This is a genomic window from Pseudomonas sp. AC169 (assembly GCF_979258515.1).
The window spans coordinates 2,606,398-2,633,357 of record NZ_OZ409866.1 but is presented as its reverse complement, the minus strand read 5'-3'; the positions used below and the strand labels follow the sequence as shown (position 1 = coordinate 2,633,357).

25 protein-coding genes and 1 pseudogene are annotated in these 26,960 nt (G+C 59.9%); 12 read left to right on the top strand and 14 right to left on the bottom strand.

Annotated elements, in window-relative coordinates:
• Positions 1-5 precede the first annotated feature (5 nt).
• Positions 6-1,352: a sigma-54-dependent response regulator transcription factor AlgB gene (gene algB / locus ACZZ0G_RS12020; protein WP_007954049.1), complete on the bottom strand. Its 1,347-nt coding sequence runs from the start codon at positions 1,350-1,352 to the stop codon at positions 6-8.
• Between the two features lie 427 nt (positions 1,353-1,779).
• Between algB and ACZZ0G_RS12015 the strand changes: the two genes are divergently transcribed.
• From ACZZ0G_RS12015 to ACZZ0G_RS11990, 6 genes and pseudogenes are all read left to right on the top strand, one after another.
• The gene (locus ACZZ0G_RS12015; RefSeq protein WP_463556271.1) at positions 1,780-2,064 is read left to right on the top strand and encodes a hypothetical protein; all 285 of its coding nucleotides are present in this window, start codon (positions 1,780-1,782) and stop codon (positions 2,062-2,064) included.
• 73 nt (positions 2,065-2,137) lie between these two features.
• On the top strand, positions 2,138-2,302 hold the full coding sequence (locus ACZZ0G_RS12010; protein ID WP_003177151.1) for a DUF1328 domain-containing protein: 165 nt from the start codon (positions 2,138-2,140) through the stop codon (positions 2,300-2,302).
• Positions 2,303-2,304: 2 nt separating this feature from the next.
• Positions 2,305-2,769, top strand: a complete 465-nt coding sequence (locus ACZZ0G_RS12005; RefSeq protein ID WP_122842092.1) for an inhibitor of vertebrate lysozyme family protein — start codon at positions 2,305-2,307, stop codon at positions 2,767-2,769.
• A gap of 702 nt (positions 2,770-3,471) precedes the next feature.
• The gene (gltP, locus tag ACZZ0G_RS12000) at positions 3,472-4,803 is read left to right on the top strand and encodes a glutamate/aspartate:proton symporter GltP (protein ID WP_463398204.1); all 1,332 of its coding nucleotides are present in this window, start codon (positions 3,472-3,474) and stop codon (positions 4,801-4,803) included.
• A 201-nt stretch (positions 4,804-5,004) separates the two neighbouring features.
• The gene (locus tag ACZZ0G_RS11995) at positions 5,005-6,234 is read left to right on the top strand and encodes a nucleoside recognition domain-containing protein (protein WP_463556270.1); all 1,230 of its coding nucleotides are present in this window, start codon (positions 5,005-5,007) and stop codon (positions 6,232-6,234) included.
• Positions 6,213-6,332, top strand: a pseudogene (locus tag ACZZ0G_RS11990) (metal ABC transporter ATP-binding protein); the annotation flags it as partial. The gene ACZZ0G_RS11995 and the pseudogene ACZZ0G_RS11990, both read left to right, overlap by 22 nt.
• Positions 6,333-6,349: 17 nt before the next feature.
• Here the strand turns inward: ACZZ0G_RS11990 and ACZZ0G_RS11985 are convergent.
• From ACZZ0G_RS11985 to ACZZ0G_RS11945, 9 genes are all read right to left on the bottom strand, one after another.
• Complete coding sequence (locus tag ACZZ0G_RS11985; RefSeq protein ID WP_463556269.1) at positions 6,350-6,973, bottom strand: ABC-type transport auxiliary lipoprotein family protein; 624 nt, start codon at positions 6,971-6,973, stop codon at positions 6,350-6,352.
• The gene (locus ACZZ0G_RS11980) at positions 6,970-7,908 is read right to left on the bottom strand and encodes an MlaD family protein (protein WP_016986431.1); all 939 of its coding nucleotides are present in this window, start codon (positions 7,906-7,908) and stop codon (positions 6,970-6,972) included. The genes ACZZ0G_RS11985 and ACZZ0G_RS11980 overlap by 4 nt, the downstream gene beginning before the upstream one ends.
• Position 7,909: 1 nt before the next feature.
• Entirely contained in the window at positions 7,910-8,713 is an 804-nt protein-coding gene (locus ACZZ0G_RS11975) for an ABC transporter ATP-binding protein (protein ID WP_463556268.1), read from the bottom strand.
• Entirely contained in the window at positions 8,710-9,858 is a 1,149-nt protein-coding gene (locus ACZZ0G_RS11970; protein WP_463556267.1) for an ABC transporter permease, read from the bottom strand. The genes ACZZ0G_RS11975 and ACZZ0G_RS11970 overlap by 4 nt, the downstream gene beginning before the upstream one ends.
• 54 nt (positions 9,859-9,912) lie before the next feature.
• Positions 9,913-10,941, bottom strand: a complete 1,029-nt coding sequence (locus ACZZ0G_RS11965) for a DUF5924 family protein (protein WP_463556266.1) — start codon at positions 10,939-10,941, stop codon at positions 9,913-9,915.
• A 190-nt stretch (positions 10,942-11,131) separates the two neighbouring features.
• Positions 11,132-12,523 (bottom strand): M16 family metallopeptidase, encoded by a 1,392-nt coding sequence (locus ACZZ0G_RS11960; RefSeq protein ID WP_463556265.1) that lies wholly within the window; start codon positions 12,521-12,523, stop codon positions 11,132-11,134.
• Positions 12,524-12,699: 176 nt separating this feature from the next.
• On the bottom strand, positions 12,700-14,358 hold the full coding sequence (locus tag ACZZ0G_RS11955; protein WP_122596873.1) for a Na/Pi cotransporter family protein: 1,659 nt from the start codon (positions 14,356-14,358) through the stop codon (positions 12,700-12,702).
• Between the two features lie 327 nt (positions 14,359-14,685).
• Positions 14,686-15,453 (bottom strand): TerC family protein, encoded by a 768-nt coding sequence (locus tag ACZZ0G_RS11950; protein ID WP_034152222.1) that lies wholly within the window; start codon positions 15,451-15,453, stop codon positions 14,686-14,688.
• Positions 15,454-15,538: 85 nt separating this feature from the next.
• Positions 15,539-16,846 (bottom strand): CitMHS family transporter, encoded by a 1,308-nt coding sequence (locus ACZZ0G_RS11945; RefSeq protein ID WP_034152221.1) that lies wholly within the window; start codon positions 16,844-16,846, stop codon positions 15,539-15,541.
• Between the two features lie 321 nt (positions 16,847-17,167).
• Here ACZZ0G_RS11945 and ACZZ0G_RS11940 point away from each other — a divergent pair, with 321 nt between their 5' ends.
• Entirely contained in the window at positions 17,168-17,569 is a 402-nt protein-coding gene (locus ACZZ0G_RS11940; RefSeq protein ID WP_463556264.1) for a GFA family protein, read from the top strand.
• Here ACZZ0G_RS11940 and ACZZ0G_RS11935 read toward each other — a convergent pair whose 3' ends face one another.
• Positions 17,570-17,896 carry a DOPA 4,5-dioxygenase family protein gene (locus ACZZ0G_RS11935; protein WP_463556263.1) on the bottom strand — a complete coding sequence of 109 codons (327 nt, stop codon included), beginning with the start codon at positions 17,894-17,896 and terminating at the stop codon, positions 17,570-17,572. It abuts the gene before it with no gap.
• Positions 17,897-17,979: 83 nt separating this feature from the next.
• Here ACZZ0G_RS11935 and ACZZ0G_RS11930 point away from each other — a divergent pair, with 83 nt between their 5' ends.
• Positions 17,980-18,642 (top strand): NAD(P)-dependent oxidoreductase, encoded by a 663-nt coding sequence (locus ACZZ0G_RS11930; RefSeq protein WP_463556262.1) that lies wholly within the window; start codon positions 17,980-17,982, stop codon positions 18,640-18,642.
• Positions 18,643-18,646: 4 nt separating this feature from the next.
• Here the strand turns inward: ACZZ0G_RS11930 and ACZZ0G_RS11925 are convergent, their stop codons facing one another.
• A complete protein-coding gene (locus ACZZ0G_RS11925) occupies positions 18,647-19,597 on the bottom strand; it encodes a choline sulfate utilization transcriptional regulator (protein WP_463556261.1) in 951 nt (316 codons plus the stop codon).
• A gap of 114 nt (positions 19,598-19,711) precedes the next feature.
• Here ACZZ0G_RS11925 and betC point away from each other — a divergent pair, with 114 nt between their 5' ends.
• The 3 genes from betC to ACZZ0G_RS11910 all read left to right on the top strand — a co-directional run bounded on the left by betC (position 19,712) and on the right by ACZZ0G_RS11910 (position 23,987).
• On the top strand, positions 19,712-21,226 hold the full coding sequence (gene betC, locus ACZZ0G_RS11920; RefSeq protein WP_463556260.1) for a choline-sulfatase: 1,515 nt from the start codon (positions 19,712-19,714) through the stop codon (positions 21,224-21,226).
• Between the two features lie 16 nt (positions 21,227-21,242).
• Positions 21,243-22,163, top strand: coding sequence for a choline ABC transporter substrate-binding protein (gene choX / locus ACZZ0G_RS11915; RefSeq protein WP_463556259.1), 921 nt, complete (start codon positions 21,243-21,245; stop codon positions 22,161-22,163).
• A gap of 255 nt (positions 22,164-22,418) precedes the next feature.
• Positions 22,419-23,987: a SulP family inorganic anion transporter gene (locus tag ACZZ0G_RS11910; protein WP_463556258.1), complete on the top strand. Its 1,569-nt coding sequence runs from the start codon at positions 22,419-22,421 to the stop codon at positions 23,985-23,987.
• Positions 23,988-24,077: 90 nt separating this feature from the next.
• On the opposite strand, the gene aroE is transcribed toward ACZZ0G_RS11910, so the two are convergent.
• Positions 24,078-24,899 (bottom strand): shikimate dehydrogenase, encoded by an 822-nt coding sequence (gene aroE / locus ACZZ0G_RS11905; protein WP_463556257.1) that lies wholly within the window; start codon positions 24,897-24,899, stop codon positions 24,078-24,080.
• Between the two features lie 9 nt (positions 24,900-24,908).
• Positions 24,909-25,823 (bottom strand): oxygen-dependent coproporphyrinogen oxidase, encoded by a 915-nt coding sequence (gene hemF / locus ACZZ0G_RS11900; RefSeq protein WP_463556256.1) that lies wholly within the window; start codon positions 25,821-25,823, stop codon positions 24,909-24,911.
• Positions 25,824-25,972: 149 nt separating this feature from the next.
• On the opposite strand from hemF, the gene ACZZ0G_RS11895 reads away from it, so the two are divergent.
• A complete protein-coding gene (locus ACZZ0G_RS11895) occupies positions 25,973-26,950 on the top strand; it encodes an NADPH:quinone reductase (protein ID WP_463398220.1) in 978 nt (325 codons plus the stop codon).
• Positions 26,951-26,960: the final 10 nt, after the last annotated feature.

Here is a 26,960-nt window from a genome sequence, read left to right as displayed (position 1 = left end):
GGCGCTCACAGGTTGTACTGCTTGCGCTTGCGGTACAGGGTCGATGCGTCGATGCCCAGGGTTTTGGCTGCCTGGTCCAGGGTGCCGGCGGTGGCGAGCACCGCGCCGATGTGAGCTTTCTCCAATTCGTCGAGACTCAACGCCGCACCGACTCGAGGTGCGTTGTTGGCCGGTTGTTCGGCCATGCCGAGGTGGCTGATTTCCACGCGTTCCTGCGGGCAGATGATGCTCGCCCGCTCGACCACGTTACGCAGCTCACGAATGTTGCCCGGCCAGCGGTAGCCAAGCAGCGCCTCACGTGCCTCATCGCTGAAGCCCCGCGCCGGACGTGCGTACTCTTTGACGAAGCGCGCGAGGAAGCGGTCAGCGAGGGTCAGGATGTCCTCGGCACGTTCGCGCAACGGCGGCAGGTGCAGGGTGATGACGTTCAGACGGTAAAGCAGGTCTTCACGGAAACGCCCGTCACGGACCATGTCTTCCAGATTGAGGTTGGTCGCCGCGAGGATGCGTACATCAGCACGACGCGTGACCGGATCGCCTACCCGCTCGTATTCCTTGTCTTGAATGAAACGCAGCAACTTTGGTTGCAACGTCAGGGGAAAATCGCCGATCTCGTCGAGAAACAGCGTACCGCCATCGGCCTGATTGACTCGACCCAGCGTACTTTCGCTAGCACCGGTGAAAGCGCCCCGACTGTGGCCGAACAATTCGCTTTCCATCAATTCCGCCGTCAGCGACGGGCAGTTGATGGTCACGCAGGATTTCTTCTCGCGCTTGCTCCAGCCATGAATCGCTCGGGCCAGCTCACCTTTACCGGTACCGGACTCGCCGAGGATAAGAATGTTGGCGTCGGTGCCGGCAACCTGGCGTGCTGTTTCCAGTACTACTTTCATTGCCGGGCTGTGGGAGTCGAGACCGTCCTTCGGTTTACGGATCTCGCCTTCAAGCGCTTCGAGACGGGCCGACAGTTGACGCACCTCCAGTTGCTTGGCGGTGGCCAGACGCAATTGATCCGGGCTGCATGGCTTGACCAGATAATCGGCGGCGCCGGCCTGAATCGCATCAACCGCAGTATCGACAGCCGAATGCGCGGTGACGATGACCACACGCATCCACGGCGCCTGAATGCGCATCTGCGCCAGTACGTCTAGACCGTTGTCTTCGCCCAGACGCAGGTCAAGGAAGCACAGGTCAAAGACCTGACGTTGCAGCAAGGCGTCGGCCTGAGCCGCGCTGTTGGCTGTGGCAACCGTATAGCCCTCGTCTTCGAGGCAATAACGGAAAGTACGCAGGATGGCAGATTCGTCGTCCACCAGCAGAATGCGGCCTTGATGCTCAGTGGCAGATTCCATTTTTCCTACGCTCCATAGTGATTGGTCTTGGTTTAGTCCCGGAAAAATCGGGCAAGTTGCATGGTTGATTCTGAACGATGCCAGCCATAGGAGGGTAGCCCTCTCCTGCCTTTACGGCCAATACGTTGATTTTGTTGGTTTTTTAAACAATCACCGATTTGCAGGGCATTCCCTGCGTACTTTTCTGACATCTGCGCCCTGCTCTCAATTCCATAAGAATGAAATCTCCTACGAAAAAATCGTGCATTGCGCACGATCCCAAATGACCCATCGTGCAGGATGCGTCGCCAACGATTTTCTCATCACTTTTAAACCATTGATTTTATTGAATATTTTTCAATTAAAAAACTGGCATGCAGGCTGCAATACCTCACTCAGCCCGGGCAGATACGAACTGCCCCAACCGAATAAGAGTGAGGAACCCAGGATGACTCGCCCACGTGCCGCCCAAGTGCGTATCTCGCCACTGCACATCCAGCAAGGTCTGTTTGGCGTATTGGCGCTGTTGATCACCCTGATTGCTTGCCAGCAATACCTGCGCTGGGAAAACAGCCAGCAGGTTGAGCCGCTGATTTCGATCCAGCACAACACGCAAACGCACTTCAGCGCCGTCAGCAGCAGCCAGGCCGAGAGCACCTCGATGCGCATGATGGATGTTGATCAGCCGCAGCCGCTGGACCAGGTGCCACGTGAAGAGCGTTGGGTTTTCTGACTGATTGAATGAATTCGGGCGCGCAGCGCCGGAACACGCAACACCCCTAAATAGAGAAGTAAGGAGAATCACCATGTTGAGCTGGGCAATTACATTCTTGATCATTGCCATCATCGCTGCAGTACTGGGCTTCGGTGGTATCGCGGGCACCGCCACGGGTATCGCCAAGATTCTCTTTGTCGTGTTCCTGGTGATGTTCATCGCTTCCTTCTTCTTTGGCCGTCGCGGCCGAGGTTAACGATGAGTGCTTTAAAGACACTGGCAGCCGCCCTGCTTCTGGGCGGTAGTGCCATGGCGATGGCGGCCAATGACGGCCAGGCGCGGGTCAACGAATTGCTCGCCTCTGACGAGCAGTACCGTGAAACCTGGGAAGGCGTGATCAAGAAGGAAGAGCGTGTACCGGAATGGGTGATCAACCTGTCCGGAACTTCTGAACAACAGATGAACGCGGTTACTGAAGACGGCGACAAGTACTTGGTCGGCCCGCTCTGCGAGAATCAGGACAAGTGCCTGAACCACCGTTTGATCGTCGCATTCAGTTTCGACAAGGATGACGCCTACGCCATGCTGGTTGATGTGCCTGAAGGCCTGCCGCAAGACAAGTCGCCGACGCGACATGCGACCTATCGCTTCTTCGGCAAACCCGATCAGGGCATGCAGGATCTGCTGATGGAAACCCTGAAGAAAGATCCGAAGTGGTACTGATTTGAACATGAAGGCAGCAGCCCTGCTGCCTTCCATTGCGCCCACCTGAGGAAGGCAGGCGCATGACCAAGGGGCCGGGATGTTCTGACTGTTTCAGGGTCGGAGTGACCTACGGGTACAGGGAGTGCCTGCGCAAGGGCCGGGTCAGGGTAAAAGCTGCGTCGCAGGTTCGCCGGCCCCCAGTGGCTCGACGGACCTGCGCTGAGCTTTCAAACACGCAAAACATTGATCCAGAGCGTCCAGCTCATCCTTTTTATCGCTGACACTGCGCGCGAAAACATTACGCGGTGTTTCACGGCGACCGTATATCGACAAAGAGACCGTTTAAACAGTAGGACTTCTAGTCTTCCTGCGTAGGCTTTTTCCTAAGATTTTTGTCGATTTTTCTCGTTCAAAAAATAACCAACCTACGCTGCAATGGCCGGTTCACGGCACTTATGCCGGCCGAAATGTCACAATCGAACCGGTTGGGACGCCAGTTTCATTTAAAAAAGCTCATGCCGATTCGGCATAGGGTAGGCGTTTACGGCATTAGACGGCGCAACCTTGCATCGGAATAGTTGCGCCTTTTTTCGCCTGCCGAAGAGCCGTAAATACGCGCTTCGGGGCACCTTATACGGAGGCAGATGCACAGACTTTTCCGCTAAAGAGCGTTCCAGTTCCTGCATGTGCCTGAGTCAAACGCAAGTAAGGGTAAAGATAATGAAGAAGGCAAAAATTAGCCTCGCCTGGCAGATCCTCATCGGTCTGGTTTTGGGTATTGCAATTGGTGCGTTGCTCAACCACTTCAGTGCCGAGAAGGCCTGGTGGATCAGCAACGTCCTGCAACCGGCAGGCGATATCTTTATCCGTCTGATCAAGATGATCGTGATCCCGATCGTCATCTCTTCCCTGATCGTCGGCATCGCCGGCGTGGGCGACGCCAAGAAGCTCGGGCGTATCGGCCTGAAGACGATCATCTATTTTGAAATCGTCACCACCATCGCCATCGTTGTCGGCCTGCTGCTGGCCAACCTGTTCCACCCGGGCACCGGCATCGACATGAGCACGCTGGGCACTGTGGACATCTCCAAGTACCAGGCGACCGCCGCCGAGGTACAGCATGAACACGCGTTCATCGAGACCATCCTCAACCTGATCCCGTCGAACATCTTCGCGGCCATGGCCCGCGGCGAAATGCTGCCGATCATCTTCTTCTCCGTGCTGTTCGGTCTCGGTCTGTCGAGCCTGCAGTCGGACCTGCGCGAGCCGCTGGTGAAGATGTTCCAGGGCGTCTCGGAAAGCATGTTCAAAGTCACCCACATGATCATGAACTACGCGCCGATCGGCGTATTCGCACTGATCGCGGTGACCGTGGCCAACTTCGGTTTCGCCTCGCTGCTGCCGCTGGCCAAGCTGGTGATCCTGGTTTACGTCGCCATTGCCTTCTTCGCCTTCGTGGTGCTGGGCCTGATCGCCAAGCTGTTCGGTTTTTCGGTGATCAAGCTGATGCGCATCTTCAAGGATGAGCTGGTGCTGGCCTACTCCACCGCTTCTTCGGAAACCGTGCTGCCGCGCGTGATAGAGAAGATGGAAGCCTACGGCGCACCGAAAGCCATCTGCAGCTTCGTGGTGCCGACCGGTTACTCGTTCAACCTCGACGGTTCGACCCTGTACCAGTCCATTGCGGCAATCTTCATCGCTCAGCTGTACGGCATCGATCTGTCGATCAGCCAGCAACTGCTGCTGGTGCTGACCCTGATGGTCACGTCCAAAGGCATCGCCGGTGTACCGGGCGTGTCCTTCGTGGTGCTGTTGGCGACTCTGGGCAGCGTGGGTATTCCGCTGGAAGGCCTGGCGTTCATCGCCGGTGTCGATCGCATCATGGACATGGCGCGTACCGCTCTGAACGTGATCGGTAACGCGCTGGCCGTACTGGTTATCTCGCGCTGGGAAGGCATGTACGACGATGCCAAAGGCCAGCGCTACTGGAACTCCTTGCCGCACTGGCGCAGCAAGGAAAAACTGCCAGCGGGCGAAATTTCCAAGAACTGACACAAATCCTGTGGGAGCGAGCTTGCTCGCGAAGAGGCCGGCACATTCAACAACTATGTTGATTGACACACCGCCTTCGCGAGCAAGCTCGCTCCCACAGTGATTGATGCAAGGCCTACCAACAAACCCCGGAGAAATCCGGGGTTTGTCGTTTCTGACGACCCCGCTATCATTCGCCGCATTCTTCGGGGGATTTGACTGATGCTTAATGGCCTGTGGCTTGGCTTCTTCATCGTGGCAGCCGTGTCGGCGCTGGCGCAGTGGCTGATCGGCGGTAACGCCGGGATTTTCGCGGCGATGGTGGAAAGCATTTTCGCCATGGCCAAGCTCTCGGTCGAAGTCATGGTGCTGCTATTCGGCACCCTCACCCTCTGGCTGGGTTTTTTGCGCATTGCCGAGAAGGCCGGGATCGTCGAATGGCTGGCGAAAGTCCTCGGCCCGCTGTTCCTGCGGCTGATGCCGGAAGTCCCGCCCGGCCACCCTGCCCTTGGCCTGATTACCCTGAACTTCGCCGCCAACGGCCTCGGTCTCGATAACGCAGCCACGCCCATCGGCCTGAAAGCCATGAAGGCGCTGCAAGAGCTCAATCCCAGCTCCACCATCGCCAGTAACGCGCAAATCCTCTTCCTGGTGCTCAACGCCTCCTCCCTGACCCTGCTGCCGGTGACGATCTTCATGTACCGCGCCCAGCAAGGCGCGCCGGACCCGACGCTGGTGTTCCTGCCGATCCTGCTGGCGACCAGTTGCTCGACGATTGTCGGCTTCCTCTCGGTGGCGTTCATGCAGCGTCTGCGGATCTGGGATCCGGTGGTGCTGGCCTATCTGATTCCCGGTGCGCTGATTCTCGGTGGATTCATGGCGCTGTTGGGTACTCTTTCGGCAACGGCTTTGGCGGGATTGTCGTCGATCCTCGGCAACCTCACGCTGTTCGGGCTGATCATGCTGTTTCTGATCATCGGCGCGTTAAGGAAAGTGAAGGTTTACGAAGCGTTCGTTGAAGGCGCCAAAGAAGGTTTCGACGTTGCGAAGAATCTGCTGCCGTATCTGGTGGCGATGCTCTGCGCGGTCGGCGTGCTGCGTGCGTCCGGGGCGCTGGATTTTGGTCTGGACGGCATTCGTCATCTGGTCGAGTGGGCCGGTTGGGACACACGCTTTGTCGATGCGCTGCCGACGGCGATGGTCAAACCGTTTTCCGGCAGCGCGGCGCGGGCGATGTTGATCGAGACGATGCAGACATCGGGCGTCGACAGCTTCCCGGCGCTGGTTGCGGCGACGGTGCAGGGCAGTACCGAAACGACGTTCTATGTGCTGGCGGTGTATTTCGGCGCGGTGGGGATTCAGCGGGCGCGGCATGCGGTGGGGTGTGCGTTGCTGGCGGAGTTTGCTGGTGTCGTGGGTGCTATCGCGGTCTGCTACTGGTTCTTCGGCTAAGCACACACCCTGTGGGAGCGAGCTTGCTCGCGAAGGCGTCCGGTCAGTCAACATCATCGCTGAATGACCCGCCGCATTCGCGAGCAAGCTCGCTCCCATAGGGTCTTGCGTGGGTTCAGGGTTTTTGGGGGGCCAGTTTCTGGCCTTGATCGACGACCCAGGCGACGACTTTCGCGGTCAGGCGATCACTGGCCTGGCCAAAACCTGCGACCACCGCCGGCACCTGCACATCGCTCAACGACTGGCGCTCTTCAAAGCGGCGACTGGCCAGAATTCGCTGGTCATAGCCACGCACCAGCAACGCATCAACCCGCACCACAACGCTGGCCTGCGTGCCTTGGTACTCGGTCTGAAACGCCTGCAAACTCCCGCCCAATTCCAGATCCGCGGCAAAGTTGCTGTCATCGGTACTGAGCAACGTCACCCGACCATCACGCTGAAATCCGTCCAACAAGCGATTACGCACCAGCACTGGCGCCGGATCGCTCCATCGCGAGCCCTTGTAGCTGCTGATCACATCGCCCTGCGGAATCACCGCAATTGTCGGCCGGTTCAATGCTTCACTGGCCTGCAACTTGTTCAGCCGCAACGACCAGGACTGAGTCGCCGCCGAACTGGCCGAGGCGGGCGCCTGTGCGGTCGGCAGGCGATAGACATCCGACGGCTCGGATTTGGGCAGAATCGAACAGGCGCTGATCAGCGTGAAGCCGGCGAGGAGGGCGAGTCGAGTCAGCTTCATGGCGTGAATTCCTTGTTCTTGTCACGGCCCAACAGGTAGCCGCTGGGGTTGGCCTCAAGGCGTTGCGAGATGGCCCGCAGTGAAGTCAGCGTCTCACGCAGTTCGCGGATCGCCGGGGCAAGGCCATTGAGGCCCTGCATGCCGTTGTCGAGGGAGTTTTCGTTTTTGCTGAGCAAGGTGCTGATGGTCGTTGTGCTTTGTTCCAGCGACTTCATCGCTTGCTCGGCGCTGCCCAGTGCCTGTTTGCCTTGGTCGTTGATCAAACCGTTGGCGTTGCGCATCAGCAACGACGTCTGTTCGAGCATGCTGCCGGCCTGTTTACCGACGGTCGCCAGTTGCTGCATGGCCTGTTTGATGTCGCCGCGCTGATCGTTGATGGTGCCAGTGGTTTGCTCCAGATGGGCGAGGGTTTTGCTCACACGCTCGACGTTCTCGGCAGAGAACATCTGGTTGGCGTTCTGCAGCAGCGCAGTGATGCCGGTCATCAAATCGTTGGAGTCATTGAGCAAGCGTGAAATAGGCGAGGGCGAGGCGACAATAGTCGGCAGATTACCGTCATGCCCGCGCAGTTTCGGGCTCTCGGGTGTACCACCGCTGAGCTGGATGATCGACGTCCCGGTGATCCCGGCCAGCGCCAGTTTGGCCTGGGTGTCTTCCTTCACCGGCGTGTCACCGGCCAGACGAATCCGCGCCAGCACCCGTCGAGGGTCTTTCGGATCAAGGCGCAGGTTGATCACATCGCCAACCTTGATCCCGCTGTACTGCACCGGGCTGCCCTTGGACAAGCCACTGACCGCCTCGCTGAAGACAATCTCGTAATCCTTGAACTCGGTGTCGACGCTGGACTTGGCCAGAAACAGACCGAAGAGCAGGGCGCCTGCCACCACAATTACGGTGAACAGGCCGATCAACACATGATGCGCTCGGGTTTCCATGTCAGACCTCGTTGAGCAATTTGGCGGCGTCCAGCGCCGAGCGGCCGCGCGGGCCGTGGAAGTATTCGTGAATCCAGGCGTCGTCGGTCTCCGAAACGACGTCGATCGGGCCGGCGACCAGCACTTTCTTCTGCGCCAGCACCGCCACGCGGTCGGTGATGGTGTAGAGCGTGTCGAGGTCGTGGGTCACCAGAAACACGCTGAGGCCGAGCGCATCGCGCAGGGTCAGGATCAATTGATCGAACTGCGCCGCGCCAATCGGATCGAGGCCAGCGGTGGGTTCATCGAGAAACAGAATATCCGGATCCAGCGCCAGCGCCCGGGCCAGCGCGGCGCGCTTGATCATGCCGCCGGACAGCGACGCCGGGTATTTGTCCGCCGCCGACAGCGGCAACCCGGCCAGCGCCAGCTTCACCGCCGCCAGGTGCTCGGCGTCGTTGCGGCTCAATCCGGCGTGTTCGATAAGGGGCAGGGCAACGTTCTCGGTGACCGTCAGCGAGGAGAACAGCGCGCCTTTCTGAAACAACACACCGAAGCGTCGCTCGACCAGCGAGCGCTCGTGCTCGGACAGGTTCGGCAGGTTCTTGCCGAAGACCTTGACCATGCCTTCGCTGGGCCGGTTCAGGCCGACAATGCTGCGTAGCAGCACCGACTTGCCAGTGCCGGAACCGCCGACCACAGCAAGGATTTCGCCTTTGTACACATCCAGATCGAGGTTCTCGTGCACGCTCTGGCTGCCGAAGCGATTGCACAGGCCGCGGACTTCGATCACCGCCTCCGAGGGCGCGCGGGGTAGACGACTCACCAGCCCATCTCCATGAAGAACAGCGCAGCCACCGCGTCGAGCACGATTACCACGAAAATCGACTGCACCACGGCGGACGTGGTGTGGGCGCCGACCGACTCGGCACTGCCGCTGACCTTGAAGCCTTCCAGGCAACCAATCGCGGCAATGATGAAGGCGAAGATCGGCGCCTTCACCAAGCCTACGAGAAAGTGCTGCACGCCGATGTCCGACTGCAACAGCGTCAGGAACATCGCCGGCGAGATGTCCAGCGACACCGCGCAGACCACACCGCCGCCGATGATCCCGCAGAGCATCGCCAGAAACGTCAGCATCGGCAGCGCCACCAGCATCGCCAGCACACGCGGCACCACCAGCAGCTCCATCGGGTCGAGGCCGAGGGTGCGGATCGCGTCGATTTCTTCGTTGGCCTTCATCGAGCCGATCTGCGCGGTGAAGGCACTGGCGGTGCGCCCGGCCATCAGAATCGCCGTGAGCAGCACGCCGAATTCGCGCAGGAACGAGAACCCGACCAGGTCCACAGTAAAAATCGTCGCGCCGAAACTGGCCAGCACCGTGGCGCCGAGGAACGCCACCACCGCGCCCACCAGAAAAGTCAGCAACGCCACGATCGGCGCGGCGTCGAGGCCGGTCTGTTCGATGTGCGCGATCATCGGCGTAATGCGCCAGCGCTTGGGCCGGAACAGGCTGCGAGCGATGGTTTCCATGATCAGGCCGACGAAGCCGAGCAGTTGCAGGGTGTCTTGCCAGACCGTGTCGACGGCGCGGCCGATGCGCGTGAGCAATTGCACGCTGACGCTGATTTCCGGCTCCTTGATCGGCACGCAGAAGTCGGTCATCGAGCAGTACACGGTTTGCAGCAGCGCGCGATCGGCGGAGGTCAGCGTGCAATCGGGGTGTTCAGCGGATTGGCCGAGGCGCTCGGAGCCGAGCAGTTCGACCAGCAACGAAGCGCCAGCGGTATCGAGGGCGCCGAGGCTGTTCAGATCGATCGGCGTGTTGGCGTCGTACTGGCCGTGGAGCTTTTCGCTCAGTTGCTTGAGCTCGGCGTAATGGGCAAGCGTCCAGTCCCCGGTGACCCGCAGGCGGGCAGGGCTGATGGACGTGTCCAGTTGGGCATTCCCGCTGATCGAGCTGCTGGTCATAAGCTCCGTGCTTGTTCGGCCTTTATGCGAACTAACGTAATAGCACGAACCGGGTTACTTTTCTTTGATCGCTGTGCTGTCCGTGATTTCGAAACGCAGCACGCCGATCACCTGGCCATCTTCAGTCAGTACCCGCACCTGCCATTTGCCCGCCGGGTTGCCAGGGAAGTTCTGCTTGTGCGTCCACGCGCGGTAGCCTTCCTTGCGCCCACCATGAATGTCGAGGGGAATGCGGTCGACCTCTTTGCCGTTGAACTGCCAGACGTGATAGATCCGCTCATCCAGCCCGCGCGGCGCGTTGATGGCGGTGTAGGCGTACAGGCCATCGCCACGAATCTGCTCGGCGCTGACCGTGTCGAGGCTGGCGCCGGGGGTGCGATCCTGCATTTGCGTGCTGATCGCCACGTCGGTCATCCACAGCGTCGCCGGCGGCACCCACGAACGCAGCGCCCAGCCAACGCCACCGATGCCGACGGTGATGCACAGAATGGCCAAAGCGTTGCGCACCGTGCGGATCGGGAAGATCGACGCCAGACTCGGGAACGACAACAGCACGGCAATCCCCAGCGCCCATTTGAAGCTCTGCGCGGTGGTCAGGTGCATGATCACCGGCAACGCGGTGAGCAGGGCGGCGAACAGGGTCAGCGTGTGCAACGCGAGGAACGCCCAGCGCCGTGGCGCCAGCCATTTGTAGTAGAGCGGATCGACGATGGAGATCAGCGCCGCGACGCTGAGCAGGCCGGTGAAGAACAACTGGCCGCTGTTCCACGTCGTGGTGATAAAGAAAAACGGCAGAACGAAGAACAGACTCTCCTGATGGATCATCTGCGTCGCATAACGCAGCAGCGGCTGGGGAATCTCGCGTTTGAACACGCGGGTGAAGAGGCCGGTCAGGGTGTTTTCCAGCATCAGCCAGATCCAGCTGAGCAGCATGATCACGGTGATCCAGCTCGCCAGGCCCTGCTGACGATCGACCATGATGAAACTGCCGACCCCGGAGATGAAACCGCCAAGCGCAATGACCCCGGGATAGCGCTTCATCAGTTCGAGGATGCGCTGGATCAGGAGCTGTATTTTCGGCATTTGGACGGTTCACGACTGGATAGGAAAAAACCTCGACAGAGTAGCGCCCACCGGGCGCTGTGGCGAGGCTGCCGGTCAGTAAATTCACCACCTTCCCTGAGGGAGCGAGCTTGCTCGCGAAGGCGGCGGGTCAGTCAGCACATTTGTTGAATGACACACCGCTTTCGCGAGCAAGCTCGCTCCCACAGGGTCAGTGTTCGGCGGGTTTTCGGCGGTGATGCACGCGCCAGCCGATCAGGATCAGCAGCAGTAAGCCCAACCCACCCGCGCTCAACCACAACACCTGATCATCACTGAGCAACGGCTTTTCAATCCGCAAATACCCCGGCTGCAGCAACAACTCGCGCATGGCTTTGTTCGCCGCCTCCAGCGTCACCCCTTGCAGCTCCCGCGCCGGGTTGGCGAAGCGGCCGTCCTGGTAATCACTCAGGGCACTCCAGTAGTAATCCGCCATCGCGCTATTGCCCTGCACCGCCCACGCCTGATGGGCGATCGAAGCCTGTTTGATCCGCGCAAAGGTGTCCGGGTCGAGGCCGTTTTTCAGCAGATCGGCCTTGAGGTCTTCGAGCACCTGAATGGCTTCGTCGATGTCATCGCGATCAAGGTCGGCGTTCAGGCTCATGAAGCCGACGCCGCCAAACACTTCACGTTCGGCCCACGGCCCGTAGGACAAGCCGTGGTTGAGGCGGATCTGTCGGTACAACGCCCAGTCGAGGTAGTCCTTGAGAATGTCGAAGGTCTGGTCGTACTGATCATCGATCACCGGCTCCGGCACCAGCCAATGCAGCTTGGCGCTGTCGCCGATGAATCCACGGGTGAGGGTGCGCTCATGGGCGGCGCTGGTGCGGATATCCGGCAGCGGCCGATGCTCGCTTGGATCAACCGCTTCGAGGGCGCCCCAGGTACGTTCCAGATAGGCCGGCAGCAGTTTGTCGAGTTCGCCGACGACAATCAGGGTCATGTTGTTCGGCGCGTACCAGGCCTTGCGTACCTTCTCCAGTTGCTCCTGAGTCAGGTGGCCGACCTCGGCCCGCTGCGGGCATTTCAGGCCCAGTTCGACGGCGAGCTGATTGCTAGCGGTATGGCCGAGATCCTGGCGGTCGAGGAAGCGTTGCAGACGAGTGTAGTGACCGCCATCCTCGCGTTCGACCACACGTTTGGCGGCGTTGATCGCGTTTTCGTCGATGCGCGTTTGCGTGAGCAGGTCGAGCAGCAGGTCGAGCACCTTGCGCTGATTCTTCGCCGGGGCTTCGATGACGAACGTAGTGTCGGCATTGCTGGTGAAGGCGTTCCAGTCACCGCCCAGCGCTTGCATGCGTTCTTCCAAACCGCCTTCGCCCGTGGCGTCGATGCCGCTGAACAACAAGTGCTCAAGCAGGTGCGGCAACTCTTTGTCATCGCAATCGAAATCATCGAGGCCGACACCGACCACCAGCCGGATCGCCACATGCCCGCGCTCGGTGCCGGGTTTTAGCATCAGCTGCAAACCGTTGGGCAGCGCATAGCCTTCGACCTGAAAGCGATCCAGGGCAAAGGCGGGCAGGGAACCGAGCAACAGACAGGCGAACAACAGGCAACGCATAACAGGCTTCCATACGGCTGATTTGGAGATCCGTGTCGTCAGTCAGATCGCTTCGCGAGCAAGCTCGCTCCCACAGTGATTTTCGCCGAACACAAAACCCTGTGGGAGCGAGCTTGCTCGCGAAGGCGCCCCTGAGGCCGAACTCTGAGTTACTGACTGGCCCCAGCCCCAGACGTTCAAGGCGAATGCGTTATATCGGCAATATCATCCGCCGCCAGCGCCCCGGTATCTGCCGTTTCCAGCACCACATAGGCACTGCCGCAAAACAGCGAATTGAGCCGCTTCATGTCGGCAATCAACTCCAGATGCAGCGAACTGGTCTCGATACTCTGGACGATCTTGCGTTGCAAACGACTGACATGCGCGTGGGCCAACCGCCGTTCCTGCGCGCGAAAGCGGCGCTTTTCGCGCAACAACTGGCGGGCACTTTCGCGGTCACCGCTAAGAAACACCGACAAGCCCAAACGCAGGTTAGAAATCAATTGCTGCTGCAGCCCGGCCAGATCCTCCAGACCTTCCTCGGAAAACGAACGGCGCTGCGAGGTCTTCTGCTGCTGGATCTTGCGCAGCATGCGTTCGATCAGGTCGCTGGCCAGTTTCAGGTTGATCGAAAGCTCGATGATTTCGGCCCAGCGGCGACTGTCCTGCTCGCCGAGGTCTTCGCGGGGCATCTGCGCCAGGTACAGCTTGATCGCGCTGTACAAGGATTCGATGTCATCGGTCAACCGCCGTATTTCCTGGGTGACGGCGGTCTGCTTACCGCGCAGCACATCTAGCGTGGCGTCGAGCATGTTCTCCAGCAGATCGCCCATGCGCAGGGTTTCCCGCGCGGCGTTGGCCAGCGCCAGACTCGGCGTGACCAGTGCAGTGGCGTCGAGGTGGCGCGGCTTGGCCGTACCGTTGACCTCCGGCCGCTCCGGCAGCAGCCACGCGCAGAGCCGCGCCATCGGCCCGACGCTTGGTAGCAGAATCAGGCAGCGTGCGGTGTTGTAGAGCAGGTGGAAGCCGATGACCATTTCCTGCGGGCTGAAATCGAGGCTGTCGATCCAGTGCACCAGCGGATCGAGCACCGGGATGATCAGCAGCAGGCCGATCAGTTTGTACAACAGACTGCCCAGCGCCACTTGCCGGCCGGCGGCGTTCTGCATGCTGGTGCTCATGAACGCGAGAATGCCGCTGCCGATGTTGGCGCCGATTACCAGACCGATAGCCACCGGCAGGCTGATCACACTGGCGCCGGCGAGGGTCGCAGTGAGCAGCACGGCGGCGAGGCTGGAATAGGAAATCATCGCGAACAGCGCGCCGACCAAGGCGTCGAGGAGGATGTCGCCGGTCAGCGAAGCGAAAATTACTTTTACGCCTTGGGCGTGGGTGATCGGCGCGGCGGCCTCGACGATCAATTGCAGCGCAAGAATGATCAGCCCGAGACCGATGGACACCCGGCCCATCTGCCCGAGACGCGTCTGTTTGCGCGACAGAAAGAAAATCACCCCGAGGAAAATCAGCAGCGGCGACAGCCACGACAGATCGAACGTCAGCACCCGCGCCATCAGCGCGGTACCGACGTCGGCACCGAGCATGGTCGCCAGTGCCGGGGTCAGCGCCATCAGGCCCTGACCGACGAAGGAAGTGACGAGCATCGCGGTGGCGTTGCTGCTCTGCACCATCGCGGTCACGACGATACCGGCCACAAAGGCCAGCCAGCGCTTGGACATGTTCTGGCCGATCACATGGCGCAGGTTGGTGCCGTACACCCGCAGGATGCCGGTTCGGACAATGTGCGTGCCCCAGATCAGCAGGGCCACGGCGGAAAGCAGATTGAGCAGGGTGAGCATGCAGACCCCCTGTATTAGCAGTGCCTCAGAGAGGCAAGTTGACGGTACCGCGCGGTTTCTACGTTTTTGATACTTAAGCTGTAGTTGGCTAACGGTCTGGGCGCCAGCATTGCACAGCTAAAGTGTGGATTGAAACAAAAGTGTCATGAAAACGGGTTCATTCACCCATTCGAATCCGACACGTTTCTCCTGTGTTACCCAAAACAAATGTGGGAGCGAGCCTGCTCGCGAAAGCGGTGGGCCAGCCAACATTTCTGTCGACTGACACTCCGTCTTCGCGAGCAGGCTCGCTCCCACAGGGGTACTGCGTATTGCCGGAATAGCGGATTACTGGCCCGGGATGTCCTTGCGCAGTTTCACCGGGTCTTGCTGCTGTTTTTTCTTGGCCATTGCGCCGCGCAGCTTGATGTTGATCGCTTCCACCGCCAGCGAGAACGCCATGGCGAAGTAGACGTAGCCCTTCGGCACATGCACGTCGAACGACTCGGCAATCAGTACGGTACCGACCACCAGCAGGAACGACAGCGCGAGCATCTTCAGCGACGGGTGCTTGTCGATGAACTCGCTGATCTTGCCCGAAGCCAGCATCATCACCAGCACCGCGACAACGATCGCCGCGACCATCACTGGCACGTGGGAAACCATGCCGACAGCGGTTATCACCGAATCCAGCGAGAAGACGATGTCGATGATCGCGATCTGGATGATGGTGTAGAGGAAGTTGCCGCCCTTGCCGCCGGGGGTGTCGTCGCTTTCGTCTTCGCCTTCCAGCGCGTGGTACATCTCTTGCGAGCTCTTCCACAGCAGGAACAGACCACCGAAAAACAGGATCAGGTCGCGACCGGAAATGCCTTGGCCGAACACTTCGAACAGGTCGGCGGTGAGGCGCATGACCCAGGTGATCGACAGCAGCAACAGGATGCGGGTGATCATGGCCAGGCCAAGACCGAAGATCCGGGTGCGCTGCTGCATGTGTTTAGGCATGCGGCTGACCAGGATCGAAATCATGATGATGTTATCGATGCCCAGAACGATTTCCAGGGCGGTCAGGGTAAAGAAGGCAACCCAGATTTCGGGGTTGGTCAGCCATTCCATGTGTATTCCTTTGAGCAATTGTTAAACCGAAAAAGGTCCGGGCTTCAAACCGCGAAGCCAGGACCCGAAACGGTGAGTCTTGGGCTTATAGAGTGCTGAACACCGGGAAAGTCCCCAACAGCAGTGCAGCAATCAGAATGCAGATGCACACCAGGATCGCCCATTTCAGGGTGAAACGCTGGTGGTCACCGAAATCAATACCGGCCAGGGCCACCAACAGATAGGTCGATGGCACCAACGGGCTCAGCAAGTGGACGGGCTGACCGACGATCGAGGCACGGGCCATTTCCACTGCGGTGATTCCATAGTGGCTGGCGGCTTCGGCCAACACCGGCAACACGCCATAGTAGAACGCATCGTTGGACATGAAGAAGGTGAACGGCATGCTCACCAGCGCCGTAATCACCGCTAGGTACGGGCCGAGGAAATCCGGAATCACCGCCAACAGGCTCTTCGACATCGCATCGACCATGCCGGTGCCGCTCAGGATACCGGTGAAGATACCGGCGGCAAAGATCAGTCCGACCACTGCCAGCACACTGCCAGCGTGAGCGGCGACGCGATCCTTCTGCATTTGCAGGCAAGGGTAGTTGACGATCATGGCGATACTGAACGCCACCATGAACAGCACCGGCAGCGGCAGCAGGCCAGCGATCAGGGTGCACATCAGGCCGAAGGTCAGCGCGCCGTTGAACCAGATCAGTTTCGGACGTCGGGCATCCGGGAATTGCGAGACGCTGATTTCGCTGTGATCGATTTCGTCGCCGGCCAGGTGCAGCTCACCGAGACGCGCACGCTCACGTTTACCGTAGAAGTAGGCAATCAGCAAGATCGCCACGACACCGGCAGCCATGGCCGGGATCATCGGTACGAAAATGTCCGACGGATCGACATGCAGCGCACTCGCCGCACGGGCGGTCGGGCCACCCCACGGGGTCATGTTCATCACGCCACCGGCGAGGATGATCAGACCGGCCATGATCCGCGGGCTCATGCCGATGCGGCTGTACAGCGGCAGCATGGCGGCCACGCAGATCATGTAAGTGGTCGCGCCGTCACCATCGAGGGAAACGACGAGCGCCAGTACGGCGGTGCCGACCGAAACCTTCAGCGGATCACCCTTGACCAGTTTGAGAATCTTGCGCACGGCCGGGTCGAACAGACCGGAGTCGATCATCAAGGCGAAATAGAGAATGGCGAACATCAGCATCACGCCGGTCGGCGCAAGCTTGGTGATGCCTTCGAGCATCATCGGGCCGATCTTCGGTGCAAAACCGCCGAACAGGGCGAAGACGATCGGGATAATGATCAGGGCGATCAGCGCGGACAGGCGCTTGGTCATGATCAGGAACATGAACGTGATGACCATGGCGAAGCCAAGGAAAGTCAGCATGGGAATACTCCAGGCGTAGCGCGGCTAGTTGAGTGAGCGGATCGGGTCGATCAGCGCAGAACGGGAAGCACGAGACGTACGGGCGGAGTCAGAGCGAGGAGGCGGGCTACAGAGGACATCAGAATCACCATTGTTGTTGTTAATTGGGCCGTTCGTGCGCGGTATCACACGCATTGGCCAACCGGTCTGTTGCCGGAAGTGAGGCGATCCTAATCGCGGAAGCTTTCAGCTACCTTTCGCTGCAGAAAGCTTTGAATGAACGGTCAACCGACCGTCGGATGCGAACTAGAGTCAATGGATACGGGAAGGAGGAGCTTGGCCATGAGCGAACTGCACAGCGGCGGCTGCCACTGCGGACACATTCGTTATCAGTTCAGCGGGGCGTTGCAGGATATCGCCCATTGCCATTGTTCGATTTGCCGCAAGGTCAGTGGCGGGATCGTCACGACGTGGATCACCGTACCGGCGGCGAATTTCCAATGGCTGGCCGGCACGCCGGCGCGTTATGACTCATCGCAGAGTTGCGCGCGGTTCTTCTGCCCTGACTGCGGCGCGCAACTAGCGCTGGTGACATTGCTCAGTCCCGAGAGCATCGACGTAACCATTGCTACGCTGGATCACCCGGAACTCGCGCCCGCCGAACGCCACATCTGGACTGACAGCCAATTGCCCTGGCTGCATCTGGACGAACATTTGCCGGGCGAAGCCGAAGAAACGATCTGATTAAAAAACAGACAGATCCAGCGGTCGCATCGCGCCCATCCAGATCGCGTGTGCAGTGTGGTCGAGCAGGTCATCGCCCGTATCCGGGTGCAGAAACACCACCAGGCCTTGGCGATTGAGCGCCAGCCACGGCAACACATCGCCGATCAACTCAGGGCCGAAAGCCAACTGGCAACTCCAGTCCGGATGCGGCCCGACCAGGCGCTCGTGAACGCGGCCCATTTTCAATGGAAACAACTGCGCGGCCCGCTCGCACAAGGTCCGCGCCTGCTCGATGGTGCTGGCATCGAAATAGACGTGGGCGTGGTAGCCCTTGATCGCTTGCATCTGAAACCCTCGGAAATCGGTTCGAACCCTCGGCGTTGCCCGTGTGTCACACGCCATATAAGGGATAACAAAAAGGATCAGCCATGAAAAATGCCGAAACCCCGGCGGTAAAAGTGGTGCTCTATGGTGCCATGAGTAGCCTGGGCAGCGCGTTGATGGCTGAGTTGCTGCGCCGTCAGCATGAAGTCATCGCCATTCTCGACGATCTGACCGCACTTGCGCCGCGTCCGGGATTGCGTACCAAAACCGGTGATTTGTTCGACCTGGAACGGATCAATCAGAGTGTGGCCGGCAGTTCGGCGGTGATCTGCCTATTGGATGCGCCGGGTTTACCGTTCAGTAGCGATCACGTTGAACGTTCGGTGGTGCTCGGGCCAGTCGAGCAAGTGCTGGCCGTCGACGCTCTGGTCGATGGGTTGCAATTGGCCAACGTTTCGCGGCTGTTTCTGGTGGGGGACTTTGCCGTGCTCGATGAGCCGGATGTCGATGATCGTCTGCAGCGCCATGCCGCCGAGGAAATTCGTGAAGCCGTGCAAAGCAGCCCGCTGCACTGGACGCTGGTCAACGCACCGCACGGCGTGGCCGGGCTGACCATTGAGCATTTCAGTCAGGTCGGCGGCAATCTCGAACCAGGCCTGGCCGAACCGTTGGAACGTCTGAATCGCGTGGCGGTGGGCATAGCCGATGAGCTGCGGCTGAATTTGCATGTGGGGCAGCATGTGAATTTCGTTGCGGCCGGCGAGTAGGCTTCTATACAGCTAAAGAAGGCAGTGCGAGTCCATTGAGGGATTCAGCGCTGCTTGCCTGTTCTGCCATCAACCAATCGACAAACTGTTGAATCAACGCGCCTCGACGTTTTCGCTGCGGCAACACCACGTAGTAACCCAAGCGCGACAGCGTCGTTTCAGCGATCGGCCGGCACAATAACCCTTGGCTCAGCAAGTTATCCACAAGGTGGCGCCACCCGATCGCCACGCCTTGACCGCCAATCGCCGCTTGAATCAATAGCGTGTAATTGTCGAAACGCAATTGCCCCGGTGCCGGTGGGGTGGTGATGCCCAACTCGCGAAACAGACCGCTCCAGTCGAACCAGTTGCTGCTGTTCTCCCCGCGCAGGTGCAGCAGGGGCAAATCCAACAGCGCTTGAGCGGGCAGGGGCGCCGGACGATCCTTGAGCAATTGCGGACTGCACACGGGAAACACTTCTTCGCTGAACAGCCAATGGCTTTCACCCTGTTTAAAACGCCCGTCGCCAAACAGGATTGCCACGTCGATATCCGTACGCAGCATGTTGTGATTGCGCTCACTGGTGACAAGGCTGACATCGACGTGGGGATTGGCCTCATGGAAGCGGTGCAAACGCGGCATCAGCCAATACGCAGCGAAGGCAAAATCGGTGGCGACTTGCAACACCTCGTGTTGCTGCTGTGCGCTGATCGCGCTCAATCCGGCGTCGATATTCTGCAAACCGAGGGTAACTTGTTCAAACAGGATCACACCGACCTCGGTCAGCTCGATTCCCCGGTAGATGCGATCAAACAAGCGCGTACCGAGTTGTTCTTCCAGCCGTTTGATCTGCTGACTGATCGCCGGTTGCGTGGTGCCCAGCTCTACAGACGCGGCAGTAAAGCTGCGGTGCCGTGCCGCCGCTTCGAAGGCGCGCAACAGGTCGAGCGACAGATCACCCAAAGCTTCATACATAAGCTGTGCTTATCCTAGTCATTGTCCAGCGCGGGCTTTACCTGATAGAGCATGGACTCCATGCTCGATCGCAGCAATGTCGCATAAATATTCACTATGGAATGCCGCGATCACATGAAGCGCAAGAATATTCTTTTCATCATGGCCGATCAGATGGCCGCGCCAATGTTGCCGTTCTACGGCCCTTCGCCGATCAAATTGCCGAACCTTTCCCGCCTCGCCGCTCAAGGCGTGGTGTTCGACGCCGCTTACTGCAACAGTCCGCTGTGTGCACCGTCGCGGTTTACCCTGGTCAGCGGCCAATTGCCGAGGAAGATCGGCGCCTATGACAACGCCGCCGATTTTCCTGCCGATGTGCCAACTTACGCGCACTACCTGCGCCGCCTCGGCTACCGCACCGCACTGTCCGGCAAGATGCACTTCTGCGGCCCCGATCAGCTACATGGCTATGAAGAACGTTTGACCAGCGACATCTATCCCGCCGACTACGGTTGGGCGGTGAACTGGGATGAGCCTGATGTGCGGCCGACCTGGTATCACAATATGTCTTCGGTGCTGCAGGCCGGGCCGTGCGTGCGCACCAACCAGCTCGATTTCGATGAAGAAGTGGTGTTCAAGGCGCAGCAATACTTGTTCGATCACATTCGCGAGGATGGCGACCAGCCGTTCTGCCTGACCGTGTCGATGACCCATCCACACGATCCGTACACAATTCCCAAGGCGTTCTGGGATTTGTACGACGATGCCGATATCCCGTTGCCTACAACCCCGGATCAACACGAACTCGATCCGCACTCCCAGCGCCTGCTCAAGGTTTACGACCTGTGGGACAAGCCGCTGCCAGTGGATAAGATTCGCGATGCGCGTCGGGCGTACTTCGGAGCGTGCAGCTATATCGATTCCAACGTCGGCAAACTTCTGCAAACCCTCGAGGAAACCGGGTTGATCGATGACACCATCATCGTCTTCTCCGGGGATCACGGCGACATGCTCGGCGAGAAAGGCCTCTGGTACAAAATGCACTGGTACGAAATGGCCGCCCGCGTGCCACTGTTGATCAGTGCGCCGGGCCAGTTCGAGTCAGGCCGGGTCAGCGCTGCCGTGTCGACCGCCGACCTGTTGCCGACCTTCGTTGAACTGGCCGGTGGCACGTTGGAGCCAGGCTTGCCGCTGGATGGCCGCTCACTGGTATCGCACCTGCAAGGGCAGGGCGGTCATGACGAAGTGTTTGGCGAATACATGGCCGAAGGCACCGTCAGCCCGTTGATGATGATCCGGCGCGGCGCCTACAAATTTATCTACAGTGAAAGCGACCCTTGCCTACTCTTCGATGTAAGCAACGATCCGCGTGAACTGGAAGAACTCAGTCAATCGCCGCAACATCGCCAGCTGTTCGACGATTTTTTCATCGAAGCGCGGGCCAAGTGGGACATTCCGGCGATCCACCGGGAAGTGCTGGCCAGCCAGCGCCGCCGCCGATTTGTCGCCGACGCTTTAACTATCGGCAAGCTGAAGAGCTGGGATCACCAGCCGCTGGTGGACGCCAGTCAGCAGTACATGCGCAACCACATCGACCTCGATGATCTGGAACGCAAAGCACGTTATCCACAACCCTGCCAAAACCAATAATGTTAAGGGGAAGTTCATGCGTAAGTTATCCACAGTAGTGACGGTTGGCCTGCTCGCGCTGAGCAGCGCCTCGGCTTTCGCCGAGCAGAGTTGCGACACGGTGAAAATGGCCGACCCGGGCTGGAGCGACATCGCCGCGACCAACGCGATCACCGGGTTTCTGCTGGACGGCATGGGCTATAAAGCCAAGGTCGACACCCTTGCGGTGCCGATCACCTTTGGCGGTTTGAAGGACGGCCAGGTGGATGTCTTTCTCGGCAACTGGATGCCGGCGCAGCAGGGCTTCTACGATAAGTTCGTCGCCACCGGTGATGTCACGCAATTGGCGAAAAACCTCGACGGCACCGAGTTCACCCTCGCCGTGCCGGACTACGTGTGGGACGCGGGTGTGCATAACTTTGCCGACCTGAACAAATACGCCGACAAGTTCGACAAGAAGATCTACGGCATCGGCTCCGGCGCGCCGGCAAATATCTCGTTGCAGGAAATCATCAAGAAAAACGATTTCGACATGGGCCAGTGGAAGCTGATCGAGTCCAGCGAACAGGCGATGCTCGCGGAAGTGTCGCGGGCGGTGAAGAAGCAGAAATTCGTCACCTTCCTTGGCTGGACGCCGCACCCGATGAACGTGCAGTTGAAGATGCATTACCTGAAGGGTGGCGAGAAATACTTCGGCGACACCGGCAGCGTGTTTACGTTGACGCGTAAGGGCTATGCGCAGGCGTGTCCGAATGTGGGTAAATTGCTGACCAATCTTTCGTTCACTCAGGAGATGGAGAACAGCATCATGGCCGAGGTGGTGAACAAGAAGGTCAGCAATGCCGAGGCGGCGAAGGCGTGGATCAAGGCGAATCCGGCGGTGCTGGAGAAGTGGCTGGAGGGGGTGAAGACGGCTGACGGGAAGGATGCGTTGGCGGCGGTGAAGGCGAAGCTTTGACTGTGGGGTTGTTTTGAATTTTGCTCGGCTTGAGATTTTTGCCCCCTCACCCCAGCCCTCTCCCCCAAGGGGGCGAGGGGAAAGGGGGCCGATCTTTGTTGGATTCTAAACTTGCGCTTAACTCCGAAATTGCAGGTCGATGCATCTCCATCAAACACCTCGGTCAGTTCCCTGTCCCCCTGGGAGAGGGCTAGGGTGAGGGCCCTTTCCCTGACACCCTGATAACCTTGAACAAAACCCCAGCCGCGAGGACCCATGGCCTTCCCCAGCCGCCACTCTCTCTTCCCCTTCCTGACCTGGCTACCGCGACAAACCCGCGCCAGCGTCGGACGGGATCTGATCGTCGGCCTCAGCGGTGCGATTCTCGCGTTACCTCAGTCGATTGCCTACGCACTGATCGCCGGTCTGCCACCTGAATACGGCCTCTACGCTGCGATCATTCCAGTGCTGATCGCCTGCCTATGGGGTTCGTCGTGGCACCTGATCTGCGGCCCGACGGCGGCGATTTCGATTGTACTGTACGCCAGCGTCAGTCCCTTGGCCGTACCAGCATCGCAGGACTACATCACGCTGATCCTGCTGCTGACCTTGCTCGCCGGGATTTTCCAGTGGCTGCTCGGTTTGCTGCGCTTCGGCGCTTTGGTGAATTTCGTCTCGCACTCGGTAGTGCTGGGGTTCACCCTCGGCGCGGCGGTGGTGATTGCCATCGGGCAGTTGCCGAACCTGTTGGGCTTGGAGTTGCCGGCCAAAGCCACAGCGCTGGCGAGTCTGATGGATCTGCTGCAACATCTGAAGGCTGTGGATAAACCTTCGCTGGTGCTGGGTTTGGCCACGGTGGTCATCGGTCTGCTGCTCAAACAATGGCTGCCACGCTGGCCGACGCTGCTGATCACACTGGTACTGGCCAGCCTGCTGGTGTGGCTGTGGCCGGCGATGTTCGGCCATGTGCATCTGGTCAGCGCATTCGTCGGGCGTTTGCCGCCGTTCAGTGGGTTGCCGCTGGATCTGGACTTGATTCTGCGTTTGCTGCCAAGCGCCGTGGCGGTGGGCATGCTCGGGCTGGTCACCAGTCTGTCGATTGCCCGCTCGATTTCGGCACGGTCGCAACAGTTGCTCGATGCCAATCAGGAAGTCCGCGCACAGGGTTTATCCAATGTTGTCGGCGCGTTCTTTTCCGGGTCGTTGTCGGCGGGATCGTTTACCCGCTCGGGCTTGAGCTACGAGGCGGGCGCCTGTTCGCCATTGGCCGGAGTGTTTTCGGCGATCTGGGTGGCGTTGTTTGCGATTTTCGGGGCCGGGCTGATTGCGCACATTCCGATTCCGGCGATGGCGGGGAGTATCCTGCTGATTGCCTGGGGACTGGTTGATCATCGCGGCATTCGTGCGTTGCTGCGGGTCAGCCGCGCCGAGTTCGTGGTGATGGCGCTGACGTGTCTGGCGACGTTGCTGCTGGAGTTGCAGACGGCGATTTATGCCGGCGTGCTGGCGTCGCTGTTTTTCTACCTCAAGCGCACCTCGCAACCTCGGGTGCAGCACTGGCGCGATGGCGAGGACGATGTTTTGCGTGTCGGCGGGTCGATCTTTTTCGGCGCCAGCCATTACCTGCAAGTGCGTCTGCAACGGATGCATGGCGCACGGGTGGTGATCGAGGCGCAGCAGATCAACTTCATCGATTATTCGGGGGTGGAGATGCTGCATCAGGAGGCGCGGCGGTTGTTGAGCCAGGATCGCAGTTTGACCTTGCGCCGGGCGCGGCCGCAGGTGGTGGAGGAACTGAGGAAGCTGGAAGGGCCGGAGAAATGCCCGATCAGGTTTGAGGATTGATCCAGGATTGGCGGTGCGGCCGTTCGCGAGCAAGCTCGCTCCCACATTTGATCGCATTCCACTGTGGGAGCGAGCTTGCTCGCGAAGCTCTTAAACGGCTAGTTGTCGACGCAACTCTTCGAGTACTGGCGCCGTATCGGGGCGCACGCCGCGCCACAAGAAGAACGCCTCAGCCGCTTGCTCAGCAAGCATTCCCAAGCCATCCATCGACACCGCGGCGCCGTGCTCACTGGCCCAACGGCAGAACGCCGTCGGCTCTTTGCCGTACATCATGTCGTAGCACAGAGTCTTGCCCGGTTCGATCAAGCTAGGTGCAATCGGCGGTACATCACCGGTCAGGCTCGCGGACGTGGCGTTGATGATCACGTCCACCGGCTCACGCAACCAATCGAAACCACTTGCCGAGACCGGCCCGAGGTCGCAGAACAGTTCGGCCAGCAACTCAGCCTTGTCCACCGTGCGGTTGGCGATGATCACCGACGCGGGTTTCTCCGCCAGCAACGGCTCCAGCGCACCGCGCACGGCGCCACCGGCACCGAGCAGCAGGATGCGTTTGCCGGTCAGGCTGAACCCGGCGTTCACCGTCAGATCACGCACCAGCCCGGCGCCGTCGGTGTTGTCGCCGAGCAGCGAGCCGTCGGCCAGTTTGCTCAAGGTGTTCACCGCGCCGGCCCGTTGCGCACGAGCAGTCAGGCTGTTGGCCAGACGGTAAGCGTCTTCCTTGAATGGCACGGTGACGTTGGCGCCGCGACCCTCCTGGAAAAACGCCCTGGCGCAGCCTGCGAAATCATCAAGCGGCGCCAGCAGCGTGCTGTAGTCGAGCTGCTGACCCGTCTGCTCGGCGAACAGTTTGTGAATCATCGGCGATTTGCTGTGGCCGATCGGGTTACCGAAAACGACGTAACGATCCATCAGAAATCCTCAGGCTTCGGCCAGCCAGTCGCGGTCTTGCAGGAAGTAATCGGTCAGACGTGCTTCTTCGCTGCCCGGCTCCGCCTTCCAGTCGTAACCCCAGCGCACTTGCGGCGGCAGCGACATCAGGATCGATTCGGTACGCCCGCCCGATTGCAGGCCGAACAGCGTGCCACGGTCGTAAACCAGGTTGAACTCGACGTAGCGACCACGGCGGAATTCCTGGAACTCACGCTGTTGAACGGTGAAGGCATCGTTCTTGCGGCGCTGCACGATCGGCAGATAGGCGTCGATGTATGCGTCACCGATGGCGCGCATGAAGGCGAAGCTGGTGTCGAAGTCCCACTCGTTCAGGTCATCGAAGAACAGACCACCAATGCCGCGCGGCTCGTGGCGATGCTTGATGTGGAAGTAGGTGTCGCACCAGGCTTTGTAACGCGGATAGACGTCCGCCCCGAACGGCGCACAGGCCTGCTCGGCGACGCGGTGCCAGTGGATGCAGTCTTCTTCATTGCCGTAGTAAGGGGTCAGGTCGAAGCCGCCGCCGAACCACCAGACCGGCTCCTCACCTTCCTTCTCGGCGATGAAAAAGCGCACGTTGGCGTGGGACGTCGGCACATGTGGGTTGTGCGGGTGGATCACCAGAGACACGCCGAGAGCTTCGAAACCGCGACCGGCCAGTTCCGGACGATGGGCACTCGCGGAGGGTGGCAGGCCGCTGCCGAAGACATGGGAAAAGTTGACGCCGCCCTTTTCGATCAGCGTGCCGTTCTCGATCACGCGGGTACGACCGCCACCGCCGGCGGGCCGGGTCCAGGCGTCTTCGACGAAGCGCGTGCCGCCGTCCTCGGTTTCGAGAGCCGCGCAGATGCGGTCTTGCAGGTCGAGCAGATAGGCCTTTACGGCGTCGGTGCGGGTCGTCATGGCTTCACCTTGAATCGGGCGGCGCCCCGCAGGCGGGCGACGCAAATGGGCGCGTAGCATACCACCGCAGACTGGCGCGCCGCAGTTGACGAAGATCAAGCATGGGAGTTGGATAGGGGGTTCACAAAAGACCCAAGGAGAGCAGGCAGATGGCAAAGCGTATCCAGTTCCGCGCCCACGGCGGCCCCGAAGTGCTCGAATATGTTGATTACCAACCCGCCGCACCCGGCCCGAATCAAGTGCGCGTGGCCAACAAGGCAATCGGCCTGAACTTCATCGACACCTATTTCCGCAGCGGCCTGTACGCGCCACCTGCCTTGCCGTCCGGCCTGGGAGCTGAAGGTGCGGGCATCGTCGATGCGGTGGGCAGCGACGTTACCCGGTTCAAGGTCGGTGATCGCGTTGCCTATGGCAGCGGCCCATTGGGCGCTTACAGCGAGTTGCATGTGCTGCCCCAGGACAATCTGGTGCATCTGCCCGACGAAATCAGTTTCGAAACGGCTGCCGGGGTCATGCTCAAGGGCCTGACCGTGCAGTACCTGCTACGCCAGACCTATGAACTCAAGGGCGGCGAAACCATTCTGTTTCATGCCGCTGCCGGGGGCGTCGGTTCGCTGGCCTGCCAATGGGCCAAGGCACTGGGCGTGAAGCTGATCGGCACCGTCAGCTCCAAAGAGAAAGCTGAACTGGCCAAGGCCAACGGCGCGTGGGCGACTATCGATTACAGCCACGAAAACGTTGCGCAGCGCGTGCTGGAATTGACCGACGGCAAGAAAGTCCCGGTGGTTTATGACGGTGTCGGCAAGGACACTTGGCTGACGTCCCTCGACAGCGTTTCGCCGCGTGGCCTGGTCGTGAGCTTCGGCAATGCCTCCGGCGCGGTGGACGGTGTGAATCTGGGGATTCTGGCCGCCAAAGGCTCGCTGTACGTGACCCGACCGACCCTGGCGACTTATGCCAACAATGCCGAGAATCTGCAGCGGATGGCCGATGAATTGTTCGAGATGATCATCAGCGGCAAATTGAAGGTGGACATCAGCCAGCGTTACCCACTGGCTGATGCGGCGAAGGCGCAAACCGAGCTGTCGGCGCGGCGCACCACCGGCTCCACCGTTCTGCTGCCCTGACACGTAGCCA